The organism is Radiobacillus deserti (assembly GCF_007301515.1).
GTDB classification, from domain to species: Bacteria; Bacillota; Bacilli; order Bacillales; family Amphibacillaceae; genus Radiobacillus; species Radiobacillus deserti.
In genome coordinates this window covers 3,270,531-3,287,914 of sequence record NZ_CP041666.1, presented here as the reverse complement: position 1 = coordinate 3,287,914, position 17,384 = coordinate 3,270,531, and the positions used below count along the sequence as shown (strand labels likewise).

The 17,384-nt window shown below is 38.7% G+C and carries 13 protein-coding genes and 1 pseudogene; all 14 read left to right on the top strand.

The features are described from left to right. Positions 1–236 precede the first annotated feature (236 nt). Positions 237–1,328 carry a stage II sporulation protein P gene (locus FN924_RS17280; RefSeq protein WP_143896634.1) on the top strand — a complete coding sequence of 364 codons (1,092 nt, stop codon included), beginning with the start codon at positions 237–239 and terminating at the stop codon, positions 1,326–1,328. Positions 1,329–1,449: 121 nt separating this feature from the next. Next, complete coding sequence (locus FN924_RS17275; RefSeq protein WP_143896632.1) at positions 1,450–2,781, top strand: spore germination protein; 1,332 nt, start codon at positions 1,450–1,452, stop codon at positions 2,779–2,781. 13 nt (positions 2,782–2,794) lie between these two features. Continuing rightward, a complete protein-coding gene (locus FN924_RS17270) occupies positions 2,795–3,907 on the top strand; it encodes a GerAB/ArcD/ProY family transporter (RefSeq protein WP_143896630.1) in 1,113 nt (370 codons plus the stop codon). Further along, the gene (locus tag FN924_RS17265; protein ID WP_143896628.1) at positions 3,885–4,982 is read left to right on the top strand and encodes a Ger(x)C family spore germination protein; all 1,098 of its coding nucleotides are present in this window, start codon (positions 3,885–3,887) and stop codon (positions 4,980–4,982) included. Before FN924_RS17270 ends, FN924_RS17265 begins: the two co-directional genes overlap by 23 nt. A gap of 122 nt (positions 4,983–5,104) precedes the next feature. After that, positions 5,105–5,824: a GntR family transcriptional regulator gene (locus tag FN924_RS17260; RefSeq protein ID WP_143896626.1), complete on the top strand. Its 720-nt coding sequence runs from the start codon at positions 5,105–5,107 to the stop codon at positions 5,822–5,824. 256 nt (positions 5,825–6,080) lie between these two features. After that, positions 6,081–6,902: an ABC transporter permease gene (locus FN924_RS17255; protein ID WP_228409499.1), complete on the top strand. Its 822-nt coding sequence runs from the start codon at positions 6,081–6,083 to the stop codon at positions 6,900–6,902. A gap of 25 nt (positions 6,903–6,927) precedes the next feature. After that, on the top strand, positions 6,928–7,983 hold the full coding sequence (locus tag FN924_RS17250) for an ABC transporter ATP-binding protein (protein WP_143896622.1): 1,056 nt from the start codon (positions 6,928–6,930) through the stop codon (positions 7,981–7,983). After that, on the top strand, positions 7,980–9,128 hold the full coding sequence (locus tag FN924_RS17245; RefSeq protein WP_228409498.1) for an extracellular solute-binding protein: 1,149 nt from the start codon (positions 7,980–7,982) through the stop codon (positions 9,126–9,128). The genes FN924_RS17250 and FN924_RS17245 overlap by 4 nt, the downstream gene beginning before the upstream one ends. Further along, the gene (locus FN924_RS17240; RefSeq protein ID WP_143896620.1) at positions 9,125–9,961 is read left to right on the top strand and encodes an ABC transporter permease; all 837 of its coding nucleotides are present in this window, start codon (positions 9,125–9,127) and stop codon (positions 9,959–9,961) included. The genes FN924_RS17245 and FN924_RS17240 overlap by 4 nt, the downstream gene beginning before the upstream one ends. 9 nt (positions 9,962–9,970) lie before the next feature. Next, positions 9,971–11,260, top strand: coding sequence for a hypothetical protein (locus FN924_RS17235; protein WP_143896618.1), 1,290 nt, complete (start codon positions 9,971–9,973; stop codon positions 11,258–11,260). A 3-nt stretch (positions 11,261–11,263) separates the two neighbouring features. Then, the gene (locus tag FN924_RS17230) at positions 11,264–12,802 is read left to right on the top strand and encodes a CehA/McbA family metallohydrolase (protein ID WP_143896616.1); all 1,539 of its coding nucleotides are present in this window, start codon (positions 11,264–11,266) and stop codon (positions 12,800–12,802) included. Positions 12,803–12,931: 129 nt separating this feature from the next. Then, the gene (locus FN924_RS17225; protein WP_143896614.1) at positions 12,932–15,109 is read left to right on the top strand and encodes a DNA topoisomerase III; all 2,178 of its coding nucleotides are present in this window, start codon (positions 12,932–12,934) and stop codon (positions 15,107–15,109) included. 435 nt (positions 15,110–15,544) lie between these two features. Next, positions 15,545–16,483 (top strand): annotated as a pseudogene (locus FN924_RS17220) (DNA/RNA non-specific endonuclease). Positions 16,484–17,090: 607 nt separating this feature from the next. Next, positions 17,091–17,378 carry a hypothetical protein gene (locus FN924_RS19475; RefSeq protein ID WP_228409497.1) on the top strand — a complete coding sequence of 96 codons (288 nt, stop codon included), beginning with the start codon at positions 17,091–17,093 and terminating at the stop codon, positions 17,376–17,378. The last annotated feature ends 6 nt before the right edge of the window (positions 17,379–17,384 follow it).

Sequence of the window (17,384 nt, the reverse complement as noted above, 5' to 3'; positions counted from 1 at the left end):
TTTCCGCGGGCGGCTGGTGAGCCTCCTCGTGCTGACGCACGGTGGGGTCTCACCGATGCTTTTTTTTCAGCTGGAGTCTACGTATAGTTCCGGAGCTAGTATAGGCTGTGTTCGGCTTTTCGACTTATCCTTTTCGTTATGTCCCAGCCCCTTCTTTCTGTTTCATGTTCTATCTTTTCTCTACCACACATATAATCAGACAAACTAGGAAGAGAGATGTATAGGTGTGAACGTTTATGATGAAATCTCTAAAACAAACCATTCTAATGTCCGTTATAGCTACAACCATTTCGCTTGGCTTCGTTATTTATCTCGTTTTCCCAAATCAGCATTCTACTATTTGGTACTCTCCTTTAGTATCAGAGCTAACGAAACACGAGACAACAACGAATCTAATTATGTTAGGACTCAGTACGGAAACTCCGTTATTTCACGATTTTCTAGTATCAATGGACGTCGAGATGCCAACGACTGTAAAAACCATAAAGCTATTGACAGGCTTTGCACCAAAGGACTTTACAAGTTTATTAGAAATGGCCTCTTCTCACTGGTACACGAAATCTGATAAGGAAATAGCTAGCAGTGCTCCTGTGGAGTCTCCTCCACCAGATTTTGAGGAGTTAGCTCAAGAGAGCACGGGACAAACCGAGGATTCAAAGCCAACCAATACAGAAGCGAGTGTTTTTATCTATCACAGCCATAGCTGGGAGGCGTACCTTCCATTGTTGGAGGATGCGACCAAGCCAAGTGAAGCGTCAAGCACTGATAATGCTACGAATGTCGTGCTCGTTGGTGATATGTTAAAAGGTGCCTTGGAATCCTATGGTATTGAGGTAGAGCATGATACAACGAATGTAACCAAGCTTCTAGTCGAAAATAATTGGGATTATGAGGATTCTTACAAACTATCTAGGCAAACGATTCAATCGGTAACAGCTCAAAACAAAAAAGTGGAGTATATGATTGATATTCATCGTGATGCAGCAAGGAAGGATACGACTACTCTAGATATCAACGGGAAGCAATATGCTAAAGTGTTTTTTATCGTAGGTACGGAACATGAATCCTATAAAGAGAATTTAGCCTTTGCAGAATCCTTACATACGTCATTAAAAGCAAAGTATCCTGGAATCAGTAGAGGTGTATATCAAAAAGATTACGCTGAGGGTAATGGAGTATATAATCAGGATCTCTCCAACCATTCCATCCTAATAGAAGTTGGTGGTGTGGATAACAAAAAAGAAGAGCTGCAAAATACTGCGAATGCCATTGCAGAAGTGTTGAGTAATTCCATCGAACAGGCGGAAAAAGTATCGAATGAATCATAATGTGTAAGGAGCTCTTGGGCTCTTTTTTTGTTTCATTCAGAAAAAGTATGAGTTGATTCATTCTCGGTAATGCTAGTTGAAAAGTAACAAATTTCTTGTTTACGGAAAAGGGGAGGAAAGCATGCTTTTTCAACGGAGAATGACAGATAAAGAGTGGATTTTGCAACAGCTCGGATCCTCCCAGGATGTAACGCTAAAGAACTTAAACCATGCGGACAATAATGTCGACATTTTATACATAACAAGTGTAACGGATGGAAAAATCCTTCAGGATACAGTCATACTGCCGTTCTATCGAACCAATGAGAGTGGGTATAAAACATATCTTCAGTCATTGCCAAATCAAGAACAGCCAAAAAAACGTGAGGACCTTTTAAGTCAAGTCCTTCAAGGCTATGTCGCCATTTTTACAGGGAATCAAACCTTTATTATCGATGTACAAAAATTATTGAACACGACAAGTGGCAACGCAACGGTGGAAACTGTGATTCAAGGGCCTCAAAAAGCGCTTAGTGAATCCATTGATACAAATCATAATATGGTTCGAAGACGTTATCCACAGGCATCCTTAAGGCTAATACATATGAAAGTAGGCTCGTTATCGCAAACAAAAGTAACGATGGCCTACGATGAGAATATTGCCAATATGGATATTGTAGAACGTGTAAAAGATAGCCTACGTACCATTGAAGTGGACGTTGTTCAAGCGGCAGGTCAGCTTCATAGAGCTATTAATAAGAAACAGAGGACGCTTTTTCCGACGATGATGATCACCGAACGACCGGACCGAATTGCTTATAATTTAGCTGTAGGAAAAGTAATCATTTTGATAGACGGTACCCCTTTTGCGTTAATTGCTCCTTCTGTTTTTTATGATTTTATGGCTTCTATGGAGGATGTGTATCATACGTATTGGACGAGTAAATTCATTATCCTTTTGAGATACTTTGGTCTTGCAGTTAGTCTTCTATTGCCAGGTTTGTATGTAGGTTTAACTGCATTTAATACTGAGGTGGTCAGGTTCCAATTGGCTTTAAGTATTGCGGGGAGTAGAATTGGCGTACCCTATCCTGCTTATTTAGAGGTCTTGGCCATGCTCTTTATGATGGAAATGTTGATTGAGGCCAGTGTTCGATTGCCTAAGTCCATTGGTCAGACAGCTACAACGGTCGGTGGTCTTATCTTAGGTCAAGCGGCTGTTGAGGCAGGTCTTGTTTCAAATGTTATGATCATTATCGTTTCCGCAGTAGCGATATCTAATTTTGTCATTCCAATTAATGCAATGGCCTTCTCGATGCGAGTAGCAAAGTATATTATTCTAGCCCTTACCACTTTTTTTGGAATGGTTGGCTTAGTTATAGGTTCCATTGGACTAATTGGTTACCTCACCAGTTTAGAAAGTTTCGGTCACCCATATTTAAAGGTATTTAGAGAGACCCAATCAAAAGGATAAGGAGGAATTATATATGGTGAACCGTTATTTTCACTATCTCATCTTTATCAATATTTTAATTAACGTGTTCATGTTTATTCCAAGTATCTTACTAAGTGAGCGATATAAGGGTGCGCTAATTTCAATGATAATTGGTATTTTTATAGGAACAGCTATCCTTTTGCTATTCGTTAGGAGTATAAATAATTTTCGCAAACAAACTATTATTGACATTATAGACTTAGTCCCTAAATGGTTTCGGATAGTATTCTTATTATTTCTCGTATTTTTGTGGTTTACAGCAGGAATGGTGACACTATTAGCGTTTACAAATGTTACAGTTCGGTTTTTGAATCCAGAGATGCCAAGTATTTCTATGCATCTTATCTTTCTAGGATTCATTGTTTTTATGCTTTACACGTTAAAAACAGAAAAAATTTTACATACCTTAGAAATCATACTAGTACTCAATGTACCGTTTCTTCTCCTAATCCTATACCAAGCGTACGTAAATTCTTACTTATCTGTAAATTCTATATTGGAAGCTGGAACGCAACTGTGGGAAGTTCCTTCTTTAAAAGCAATAGCTGCCTCTAGCTTTGTTTTTTCTGGATATGCCAACTTAGTAGTTTTTAATCGAGCTTTTGATATCCCTTTTAAGGTAAAGCATTTATGGTATGTCCCTTTGGTGTGTGCTTTTGCGTTATGTACCTCTTTTTTTATTCCTATTGGCATGTGGGGAATGGATGGAGTTACGGACTTAACCTTTCCGTGGATTGCAACAGCTGATACTTTTCGCATCGAGTATGGACCAATAGAGCGTGTAATTAGTCTATTTATTTTAACGTACATAAGTTTATCGTTAATAAGTGTAATTATCCACTGGCATGTTGCTTATGAAATTCTAAAAAACCTCTTAAAAATAAGAGACCGCAAGATAAAGGCTCATCGATATGGAGAGATAACCATCCTTACTGTATTTAGTGGAATTGTTTTAGTTATTGAACATTTTCTGCGAGAAAGACAAATATTGCGTATGGGTGAAATGTGGTTAATTTTTCGATTGCCCGGAGAATTATTACTGTTGATAGTCGTGCTTATGATAGCGAGGAGGAGATTAAGAGGTGCTTCTCTTAAACAAAATTAGTAAATGGGTATTAATCGTATGCGCTTTATTTGTCGTAACATCGTGTGGATATAAAGATATAGATAAACGAGCCTTCGTGGTAACGATTGGAATAGATAAGGCTGAGAACACGGATAAGAAATATAAAGTCATGTTGAAAATTGCGGTTCCTTCTCCAAATGTGAAAGAAGGAGAACCGGAGTTTATAGTACCTGAACACGAATCAAACACTATTTCAGATGGAATACGGATGATTAAAACCAAAGTTAGTAAGGAACTGGACTTTAGTCAAGCGAAGGCAATTGTGTTTGGAGAAGAGTTAGTGAATGAAGATTTCCAAGGTGTATTAGATTGGTTTGTTCGGAGAAGAGATATCCAGAAAATAGCTTGGTTAAGTATAGGGAAACCGAATGCGAAAGAAGTACTGAAATTGAAACGGAAGACAGAAAGACTCCCTTCTGAGTCTATCTTCCTGACATATGGTGCAACAGGAACTGAATCTCCTTTCATCGTAAGCGAGTATCTTTTTGACTTCAGAAAGCGCATGACAGAAAGAGGAGTTGATCCAACCCTCCCAGTTATGGAAGTGAAGAAAGAATATTTTCAAATAGATCATGCTGCAGTATTTGATAACAAAAGAGTAAAGCTGGATTTAAGTGCGGATGAAACAAAACTGTTGAACATTTTGCTTAACCGTGTAAAAAAAGTAGATTTTAAAGTTATAGAAGAGGGAGAAGAAAAGTACGCTATTACTTCTGATACCTTATCGGTAGATTATGGTATCACAAAGGGAAAGAGTCCGGAAATTCGGGTTCTTGTTGAGGTCCAAGGTGTTTTAGAGGAAGTATTGGGAAGTCAAACAGCAGACCCAATTTCTGAAGCGGAAAAAATAGCAGGAAAGCAATATTCCAAGGAAGTTAAGGATTTGTTAGAGAAACTAAAAGAAGAGGGACTAGACCCAGTTGGTTTTGGCTTGAAATACAGAGCGCAAAGTTTTTCTGATAACGACTGGGAAGAGTGGAAAAGGTTATATCCGGAGATTCCAATTCATGTAGAGGTTAAGTTCACAATTCAAGGTACAGGTGTCATTGATTAAAAAGGAAACTGCAAATCGTAAATTTAGTATTAAGTTTATTTATCCGAATAGATATACGTTGGAAAATCCATTGCGTGGCATTATAATAGATTCGTCTAGTCCAAAAGAGGGATTGAGTATGAATGCCATTGTATGTACAAATTAAAAAAGCAATTGAGGAAGAAATTCAAACAGGCGAGTTACAGGTAGGAGATAAATTACCATCCGAAGTCGTGTTAGCAAAACGATTTCAAGTTAGTAGGGAAACGGTTAGATCTGCAATTCGTTTGCTAGAGGATGAAGGGATGGTTCATGTTCGGCATGGAGCTGGTACTTTTATTGTCAATCCGATTCCCCGCACACCTAGTAGTTTAGAAAATCTTATGAGTGTAACGTCGATGATAACATTTGCCGGATTAGAAGATGGGGAGAGAAGAGAAAAGCTTCGGGTAGAACCGGCTAATCTAGAATGGGCAAAGATGTTTGATCTTGATCCAAATGAAGAAGTGATTGTGCATGAACGAATACGCACAGCGAATGAAGAACCCGTTGCTTTTTCTAAAAACATATTACCGAGAAAATTGGTAGGGGAAGGGATTATCGAGCAGGGTTCTATTGGATCCTTGTTCCGCTATCTAAAAGAGTCGTGTAATATTGATATTTATCGTGCAACTTCCGAGATTGTTGTACCTTTACATACCGATCAACATTGTCAAAAACTTTTAATACATCCGGAAACAACGGTATTATTACTCAAACAGCTACACTTTGATAGGAAGAATAGACCTGTATTATACTCATACGATTACTTTAGAAATGACGTTTTTAAATTCACCATAACTAGAACGAAATTAGAAAATTAAAGGCTATTCCGTTGCATTAAAGCAATCGGAATAGTCTTTTTATGTTTAGCTAGTTCAGATCGGCAAACTTTACAAATTATAAACGATTCTCTAACTCTATCTTAACAATTAGATGTTAAGGTAGATTATATGAGAGGTATAGACAACATTGATTAATATTGATTATTTTTTGGGTAATAAATGGGTATTATTATAAATAGGTCTATACAACTTTAAAGTTAATTATTTTCATATGGAATGGAAGAGAGGTGTACTTATGTGGTTCATAAAAGCGAGTGGGAAGAGAAAAATTGTTGAATTTATCGGTCTATCTATTTTTCTTATTTTCTTTTTCGGACCTCTAGTAAATTTATTATTGTTAGCTTTTTCTGGTGAGTGGCAGTACCCAGAGGCACTTCCTCAGGCATGGTCCTTGGAATGGTGGTCCTTTGTATTACAGGATGACTCCATAGTGAGGTCCATGTGGCTATCGTTTTTAATAGCGACGATTGTAACCTTAATTTCTTTAATCATTTGTATTCCAGCAGCTTATGCATTTGCTAGAATTCAGTTTCCACTTCGAAGATTCTTTTTATTTTCCTTTCTACTAACAAATGCCTTTCCGAAAATGGGGTTATATGTAGCCATTGCGGTCTTATTTTATCAATTAAATATAATGAACACTTTTACTGGTATCATTTTGATTCATGTCATTAATACCCTCATGTTCATGACTTGGATACCCTCGGCAGCTTTTGAAAATGTACATCGTTCCCAAGAGGAAGCTGCTCGAGATGCAGGAGCATCCCCACTACGAGTTTTCTGGCACATAACACTTCCTATGGCTAAACCAGGCATTATTGTAGCATCCGTCTTTACTTTCTTATCCTCGCTAGATGAGGCGGAAGGAACATTTCTTGTAGGAATTCCTGATTATCAGACGATGCCGGTTATTATGTATTCCATCATCGCAGATTACCCAAGTACCGCTGGTGCCGTTTTTTCTGTCATATTGACATTACCAACCATTATTTTGCTGCTTGCAGCGCGGAGGTTTGTTGGTGCAGAGTCCTTTGCGAACGGTTTGAGAATGAAATAACAGGCTAGAGAAAGGAGCTGGATGTATGTCCGTGCAATTGTCGATTCAAGATCTTACTAAGATTTATCCAACAGGAGACGGTGTTAAAAACATTTCGGTCGAAGTAGAGCAAGGGGAGTTAGTTACACTTTTAGGTCCATCCGGTTGTGGAAAAACAACGGTTCTTAGGAGTGTGGGAGGATTCATTGAACCGAGTGCTGGTTCCATTCAAATCGGAGGAAAAGAAGTAAGTCATCTTCCACCTGAAAAACGGCCAAGTGCGATGGTCTTTCAAAGCTATAACCTATGGCCACATATGACTGTATTTGAAAATTTAGCATTCAGTTTAAAGTTGAAAAAGTTAAAGAAGAAAGAAATTACAGAGAAAGTGTCCTGGGCGTTAGAGCTAGTGCATTTGTTAGGGATGGAGAAAAAGTATCCAAGCGAGCTGTCCGGTGGTCAACAGCAGCGGATTGCCTTGGCAAGAGCATTGCTTTTAGAACCGCAAGTCTTACTACTGGATGAACCATTTTCAGCGCTTGATGCGAAGTTAAGGCATGAGCTAAGAGAAGAATTACGTGACATTCAAGCCAATCAAAATTTAACGATGCTTTTTGTGACGCATGATCAAGAGGAAGCACTGTCTATTTCAGATCGAATTGTTGTCATGAATAAAGGGAACATCGAACAAATTGCCAAGCCGCAGGATATTTATAATCACCCAAGCTCCTTATTTGTGGCGCAATTTATAGGAAGAATGAATTTCTTAACGGGAATTGCTGAAGGAGAAAAAATTCAAGTTGGTCCAATGGAGTTCCCGAATTTTAACCACTTAAGTGGAGAGATTACCGTAGGCGTCCGCCCAGAAGATGTTCTGCTCTCAGAAGAAAGCGGAATGGAGGCAAAGGTAGAAAAAATCATGATGCTCGGTCATTACGCAGAGATTACCTTACATACCATTATTGGCCGTTTGAAAATGTTTGTGGATCGGGGGGATATGCAAAAATTCCAAATAAAACGTACTGTAAGAATTCACTTTGCTATGATTCAGTCATTTGATCAAGAAAATGGACAATATGATAGGAGGAATCAAGTAATATGACAATGTATAGGAATCTAAAAAAATTTGCATTAGGTGTAGTAGCTGGGGTTACGGCATTATCACTTGTTGCGTGTGGGAATGATTCAGAAACAGCAAATGCTTCCGATGTAACGAAAATCTCTTTATATAGTACAGGGTCCCAAAACGTGGAGGCGTTCTGGGAAAAGGTTATCCCGATGTTTGAAGAGGAAAATAAAGAAATTGACGTAGAGTTAGTGTTTGTTCCTTCTGGTACAGGTGGACAATCTACAATGGACCGCATTATTGCGGCAAAGAAATCTGGGGAGGATTCGGAAGTAGATATATATGAAGGATCCTTAGCTGATATGATTCGAAGTGAGGAGGAGGGCGGATTGTTCTATACACTAGACCAAGAGAACATTCCCAACCTGAAAAATGTTCAAGAAGAAAACCTAAATGGTACGAATAATTTAGCGGTTCCTTACCGGGCTTCTTCGGTTGTTTTAGCTTATAATTCTGAAAAAGTTAGCGACGTTCCAAATACGGCAGATGAGTTATATCAATGGATTAAGGATAACCCAGGTCGCTTTGCTTATAATGATCCAAGTACTGGTGGTTCAGGAAGCTCCTTCGTGTTAACAACGGTTTACAATCAATTGCCAGCCGACGCGATGAATAGTCAAGATGAAAGTATTATGGAGGATTGGGATAAAGGGTTTGATGTGTTAAGAGACTTAGCACCTTCTCTCTATAAAGAAGGAGTTTATCCGAAGAAAAACCAAGGGACACTGGATTTGCTAGCAAATGGAGAAGTAGACATGATTCCTGCTTGGTCGGATATGGCATTAGAACAAATCAATAAAGGCTTACTTCCAGACACCATCAAATTAAAGCAAATTGAGCCAGCGTTTACAGGTGGTCCTGCTTATCTTATGTCTGTTGATAATGGTGTAGATGACAGGAAGAAGGCTGCGGAAGCGTTTCTAAATTTCGTATTAACTGTGGATGTTCAAGAAGTAGTAATCGACCAAATGTACGGGTATCCAGGTATTAAATGGGATTTACTTTCTGATGAAGACCAAGAAAAATTTAAAGACGTAAGTGGCGGTTATCGCATCTTTAATGGTGGAGAATTGGGCAGTAAGCTAACAGAGGAATGGCAAAAAGAGGTCGCTACTCAATGAGTAAAAAAATGAAGGCAAGTTTGTTAGGATTGGGGCTCGTCCTGCCCTCTTTCCTAACATTGCTTGTTCTCGTCATTTACCCCGTAACAATTTCGATACGTGAAAGCTTTCAAGATGAGCAAGATAATTTTAGTCTCGCAAATTATGTTTACATTTTTACGGAGCCATTGATTTTACAAAATATTAGGCATACCTTATTCGTTACTGTAGTATCCTGTATTTTTGTGCTAGCAATCGCTTATTTCATTGCGATATATTTGCGATTTAGCAAGAGCAGAATTTCAAGATGGATGAATAAGCTTTATTTCATTCCTATGTTTATTCCGGGTGTAATTGCAGTATATGGGTTTATTAATTTTTATCGGGATAATGGATGGCTGGCAAGAATAGTAGGCGAAGGAATGGTACCACCTATTATTTACGATGTGAAGGGGTTAGTTCTCATCAATATATGGTTTAATATTCCGTTCACCACCATGTTGTTGGTGGCTGCATTGGAGTCTATCCCGAATTCTATCATTGAAAGTGCAAGAGATGCAGGCGCAAGAAAGCTACACATTTTTACGAAGTTTATTTTTCCTTTATCCTATCGGACGATGCTCGTGGCCATTACGTTCTTGTTTATGGGAATGGTCGGAAGCTTTACAGCACCTTTTTTAATTGATCGAAATGCACCACAGATGCTTGGAGTTTCTATGCAACAGCACTTTTCTGTATTTAATGAAATTGGACAGTCCAGTAGCTTAGCAGTCTTTATGTTTCTGCTCTGCTCGTTTGTTGGTTATTTTTATATAAGGAGCAATATGAATAATTCCAAGAAAGATAGTTTTTAGGAGGCAGCAATGGAAACCTTTGAAATTTGTCAATTGGTACCTGATGAAAAGTCTTGTGACGTTCGTATTCAGATTCGTGAAAAGGGATTCTATGCGATCGAATTACTAAGCTCCTCACCGACAGCCTGGGTGGAGGAGTACAATGAATCTGTCATGCTTAGACTTTTTATAAATGGGGAGCATCACCAAGATTTCGTTTTATTTTATGGGGAGACGCTGTTTCCATATCGCCGCTTCTTAGGAGAGTTAGATCCTGGAGCGTATAAGCTAACATTCCAATGCGTTTCTCCACGAAGTAGAATGGAAGACCTTTCTGTCTGGGTAGAGGAAGTAAACATTGAGAAGCTAGTCCTATCTGACCACGATCAACTTGCTATTCAGTTCTCACCGAAACTGTATGGGAGATCGGTGTACAGTGACTATGACAATCTTTATACAGATACCCCGTTAGAAATGCTGTATTTTATAGAAGATTGGGAGCATGGCAAAGTTATTGAATACCAAATGGTGTTTAGCCATGAAGATGAAGGAACCCCAGCGCAATTCTTATTAGCGAAGTGGGGGCGTCTGTTAGATATTGAGTACATGGTCCGCGTTTATATTAATGAGTCCAATGAAGTGGACCATGTTATGTATCAAGGTCCGCACCATATAAATGCGAGATACAAACAAAAACTTCTAGACAATCGACGTCCAATTCTCCAAACGGCAACGTGTAACGGAAACTTTACGGATGACATCACGAGTGATTATTGCTTTTTCTTCCTGCCAAGCTATGAATGGAAGAAAGACGAGGAGCCTCGAGAAGTTGTGATGGAGCGATTTCCTTATATAAATGATGTGATGGATTGGGAGGCACAACGACAATTAGCGAATAATCCAGAAGTGTTTAATCAAGTCTCTAATCTAGAACGATATTTGTTTGTTCATTCCTCGGTCTGGGATGTGGCGCTTGGTCACCCAACGATTGATTTTACGTGTAGGCTGCTAGGGGACAGCACGATTTATTCTAGTTCTATGGATCAATTAAAAGTGGGATCCTTTTCGGCGGGTTATACAGGTCCTTATCATTATTTTGCTACCGCTATTAAGTTACCGACTGGCAAAAGCTATGCAGACATTGAAGAAATAGAAGTACGACTAATAAATGAAGAGCTTTCCTCTGTGACAGTAAAAGATTTAAAGTTATTATCCTATCATAGGGCGAAGGGGATTCAAACTCATTTACATCAACACATCGTGCTCGAATTAACTCAGAGCGAAGCGTGTAAACCGATTTGGAAAAAAGAACGGGTGTAAAAGATGCGAACCTTGTTGGAAACACGTGCAGAGTTGACAAAAGCGAGCATGCAATCACATACAACATACATGTTTTATGTCCCAGAGGACGTTGAGCATATCATGATTGATTTTTCATTTGATCCACCGCACTTACAAGATGAATCGAAAGCTTTGGAGATAGTAAGAGAGACGCTACGCTATTATGAGCTGGAGGACGAAACACGAATAGATGAACAAGCATTGAACTATTTACCTGTAAAGAATTTGCTTACCATATCTATCGATGATCCTGATGGGTTTCGTGGTGCCAGACACGCTCATCTTCCAAAACAGAATGTAAGAATTGGAGAAACAGAGTCTTCACCAGGAATGTTAAATCGAAGGAATCCATCAGGATTATGGTCTATTACAATTAGTGCGCATGCTATCGTTTCTGATATATGTACATATACGTTAATAGTAAGGGCAGCAGGGATACCAGATAATGAAAAATTAGCTGCTATTCCTTGGCAAAACAAAATGTTGAATCAGGGAGTTCCTGTTAAAAAGGATGAGCAGCAACCTGTCGAATGGAAAAAGGACAAATCGTCTTGGCGATGGGTGCCCGCGGAACTACATAGTCACACCTATCATAGTGACGGGGTACAAACTGTACAGGAAATGGTAGACAAGGCGACAGAAATCGGATTAGAAGTTGTCGCTATAACAGATCATAATACCGTGAGCCCTTTGCAGGAGATGGAACAGGTTCAACTAAACTCACCTATAAAGCTTCTTTATGGTTTGGAGTGGACGACCTTTTACGGTCATGTGTTAACGATAGGGTATAAAAGGCTACAGTACACCGAATGGCGAAATGTAGGTCCAAAAGATATTGGGAAAGGAATAGAAGAGATCCATAGACATGGTGCTCTTGTAGGGATTGCTCATCCCTTTCGAATTGGCAACCCGATTGGAACTGGTTGCCATTGGGAATTTGCGGTGGAAGATATTCAAGCATTTGACTTTATGGAAGTTTGGAATTCAGAGCGTCCAGGCGCCTTTTTACATAACCATAAAGCATTTAATTATTGGACAGATTTATTAAATAAAGGCTATCAAATTCCTGCGACAGCGGGGAGGGATTGGCATCATAACGATTCAAAACATCCAATGCCAGCTAAATCCTATATTCACATGCCATCTAATCATTCACGTCAATCGGAAGACTTTCGTACACTTTTTCTAGATTCTATTCGTACAGGAGCGATTACCGCTTCTTATGGCAATCCATTGCAGCTAGAGGCGCAAATAAACCAGACTACTTACGTTATATCTGATCGTATATTGGAAAAAGGGATGTTTACGTTTCGGGCGTATGTAGAGCCTTGGGAAAGTATGGGTGAGAATATTTCTATTCGGCTAGTTACTAACCTTGGAATTCTAAAAGAAAAAAAAGGAACGTTTCTTACTTATGAATCTCAAAAGAAGCTTCTATGGATTAGAGCTGAATTATATACAGGAGCACATAATGTGGAAGAGATGATTGCTTTTACAAATCCTATATATTTTATTCCTTAATATAGAAAAGGACCTATTCGTACACCCCCATTCGGATAGGTTCTTTTAATTATTTGCCTGCATTGGAAGTGTGTCTTTCCTTGTAATATGTTAAAGTTAGGACATGTTTGAGGAAAGGATTTGTTCCAATTGGGAAAAACAGTAGTGTTAGCAGAAAAACCTTCTGTGGCTAGAGATATTGCAAGAGTATTAAAGTGTTCGAAAAATGGAAATGGTTACTTAGAAGGCTCCAAGTATATCGTAACATGGGCGCTCGGACATTTGGTTACATTAGCAGACCCAGAGGTTTATGATGATAAATACAAAACATGGAAGCTTGAAGATTTACCGATGCTTCCTAATCAATTAAAGCTTGTTGTTATTAAGAAAACAGGTAAGCAATTTAGTACGGTTAAAACACAATTGAACCGTAAAGATGTTTCGGATATTGTAATTGCAACCGATGCTGGAAGAGAAGGGGAACTTGTAGCTAGATGGATTCTGGAAAAAGCGCGCGTGAATAAGCCGGTGAAAAGGTTGTGGATTTCCTCTGTAACGGACAAAGCCATTTCACAAGGATTTGCGCAACTGAAACACGCAATGCAATATGAAAACTTATATGCATCTGCAGTAGCGCGTTCAGAAGCGGATTGGTATGTAGGCTTAAACGCTACACGTGCCCTTACAACAAAGTTCAATGCCCAGCTATCTAGCGGTCGTGTACAAACACCTACGCTTCAAATGATTGCTTCAAGAGAACAGGAAATTAAAGCATTCCAACCTCAACCCTTTTATGGATTAGAAGCGAAGACGAAACAATTTAAATTAGTCTGGCAGGATGGAAAGAACAACAGTAGCCGAAGCTTTAACAAGGACAAAATGGAGAAAATCTATTCAGATTTAAAAGGGAAAGAAGCGAGGATTTCGGACATGTCGAAGGTGCAAAAAAAGAAGTTTGCTCCTGGACTGTATGACTTAACCGATCTTCAACGAGATGCAAACCGAATCTTTGGCTTTTCTGGTAAACAGACTCTGTCTATCGTGCAAAGGCTGTATGAACAACATAAAGTTCTAACGTATCCAAGAACAGATTCTCGCTATATTTCCTCTGATATCGTACCAACACTTGTGGATCGCTTAAAAGCATGTGGAGTAGAGGAATATGCTCCGATTGCATCCAAAATTATTAAACAGGGTGTTCAAACAAACAAATCCTTCGTCGATGATAAAAAAGTATCCGATCACCATGCTATCATTCCAACAGAAGAAGCGGTATCTCTTTTTGATTTAGATGATAAAGAACGGAAAATATACGACCTAGTTGTAAAGCGCTTTTTAGCGGTTCTGTCAGCGCCGTTTGAATACGAACAGACAACGGTCACTGCACAAATAGGAGAAGAGACGTTTACTGCAAAAGGTAAAACGGTTATAAAGCAAGGCTGGAAAGCAGTGTATCAACAACGCTACCAGGAAGAAGAGTCTGATGATCAAGATCAACTCTTACCTAACTTGCAAAAAGGTGATGTTATTTCGGATATTTCCTTACAGATTACAAAAGGTGAAACAAAACCACCAGAACGATTTACAGAAGGAACATTGCTTCAAGCGATGGAGAATCCTGCAAAATATATGGAATCCAATCGAAAAGACTTAGCCCAAACACTTCACAAAACCGGTGGACTTGGAACAGTCGCAACGAGAGCGGATATCATTGAGAAGCTATTTAACAGCTTTTATATGGAGAAGAAAGGAAAGTATCTCTATACAACATCTAAAGGAAGACAGCTTTTGGAGTTAGTTCCTGCCGATTTAAAATCACCGGAATTAACGGCAGAGTGGGAAACGAAGCTAGAAGCAATCGCAACAGGTAAGCTTAAAAAAGACAGCTTTATTAAAGAAATGAAAGAGTATGCGAAAACGGTTGTTCAAGAAATTAAAGCAAGTGATGATAAGTTCAAGCATGATAACATTACGGGAACAAAATGCCCGGAGTGTGGGAAGCTAATGCTCGAGATCAATGGTCGTAAAGGGCGTATGCTTGTTTGTCAGGATCGGAGCTGTGGGGCGAAAAAGAATATTGCGAAGAAAACGAATGCTCGCTGTCCGAACTGTCATAAACGGTTGGAATTACGCGGAGAAGGAGAAGGGCAGACCTTCACATGTAGCTGTGGCCATCGCGAAAAATTATCCGCGTTTAATAAACGACGACAAAAAGACAAACATAGTAAAGTGTCTAAAAAAGATGTGCAAAAGTATATGAAGAAACAAAACGAAGAGTTTACGAATCCGGCGCTTGCCGACGCTTTAGCAAAATTGAAGAAGAAATGAATAGGTGGGACTATGGATTGAAGTGACCCCAGAAAAGTTAGACAGGTTATTTCATTAGGGAAACTCTTTGGGTATGAGTTCGGTATTGAACTGGACTCACGCCCTTTAATTTATAGTCCTTTTTCTTTAAGCTCCTTAGCTTGGTATCTAGCCTTCATAAATGTTTCGGTCTATGGTAACTCCACTTAAATCTTGAGCTTCTGTATCTTTTAATACAGAGGTAGAAGATTTAGCCATATAATCTTCGTTTTCAATGAGCAATTGAACTTTTAGTTTAATAGAAAAAGCAGCGGGACCAGTATCCTATGCATATGTTGATTACTGAAGCAAATTAGTTTTTTTAAGTGTACGATTATAAATAAATTAAACATTACCTCACATTCGGAGGTTTTCTAGAATTAAAAATTATAAAACTATTACCAGGAAAGTACTTAAATGATAAAGAAAATGAACTATTTAATCTTACTTATAACTTTCATCTTTATGGTTGGTTGTACCAATGTGGAAGACACGACGATTACGGATGAAAAAAAAGATTCACAGGAAGGAACCGTAGTTGAAACAAATAAAAATAATGAAACAGAAGAAACTGCTACTACGGTTGATGAACCAGTAGAGAAGGACGCACCAAGCAAACCAAATGATGAATCATTCCCAGGGTATAAACTTATTGAAGTTGATGGTGGTGATTTATCTGGATATCGTGAACCTAACGTCGTTGTTGACATTGGTTATGGTGACCGTAAATATTGGGCATTTACTAACGAATACGGACAACTAGTACGTGTAATTGCAGATGAGATTATTCTACAAGATGACAGCAAGGAATCTGTATTATCGTCTGGAAGATATTATTCTGACGAGGCAAAGGTTGCGGGTGTTGAAAGTGACATTTTAGATGAAGGTCATATCATCGCTGATTCTCTTGGAGGGGTATCAAATGCTTATAACATCACCCCACAAGAGAAAGTACGCTTAACCGACACGGTGATCAAGCTTATATGGAAGATGCAATCCGCAAGGCTGGAGGAGCCACTAATTTTGAAGCAATCATCACATATCCGAATACGGAAACGCAAATTCCATCAAGGTACCAATATACCTATACTTTAATGGGTAAACGAGATTGTTGATACATTTGAGAATGTTAATCCTGATGAAGTGAACGCTTCCCTCGGTTTAACAGACAGTGAAGTTTCTAATTCAACTAGGCCAAATACAAACGGAGATGTTTCTAGTGTTGATACAAATGGTAATGGACAAGTAACGATTAAAGAAGCAAAATCAGCAGGTTTTCATATGCCAATAACGAGTTATCACTGGTTATACCCCTATATGAGAGATAATGATAATGACGGTATGGTAGGTGAGTAAACCTTTAGAACTCTTTGAGGCATATGGATGAATAATAAAATGCAAGTCCATCTTTGTATAGGTGGACTTTTCATCTTTAACGAAAGTATGAATTTGTACACGAAACTTACATCGAAGAAAGCTATGCGTAATTTTTTTGTAAGGAAATATCATTTTACTTAATGCATAGTAGACTTATACTGCGCAACAATTAAATTTCATTTATTGAATGAATGTACTTTAAAGTAAAGAGATATTATTATAAGTAGTAGGCTTTCAACAATTGACACAGATTGTAGAATAACATGATACTCTTGATTTCTTGAAGCGATGTACGAAAATACTCTAATGATTTACTAGATAATTATGGCAATAGTTTAGAATTTTTGTATTTAAGAGGTGTACTATGTCCAAAGCTGATAATATGCTCGCCATTTTATGGTTGTTAAAAAACGAAAAAAAGGATGACTGCTAACCAGTTGGCGAATGAACTTGAGATCCATATTCGAAGTGTCTAGCGCTATATTGATTCGTTGTGTGCCAGCGGAGTTCCAATTATAGCTGACTCCGGGCATAACGGTGGGTATCGTTTACTTCATGACTTGACTAAAGCTCCACTTTTTTTGACGTGGAGGAACAGAAAGCACTTGTTCATGCGTCCAAATTTGCAGAAGAGGTTGGATACCACTTCGGTAACGCATTAAATCGAGTGGTTTCCAAGCTGAAAAGATACACAAATCCGAATCAATCAAAGGAAATTGACAGGCACCAAAAAGGAATTGATGTGATTAGTCCTCAACCTGATTCTTCATTGAATTCGTTTCTTCAGGAGTTGGAAATATCGGTGACAGATGAAAAAATGCTCACTATAGTGTATCAAAAAGGATACCAAGCCTCCACAGGAACGTCGGGTTGATCCATA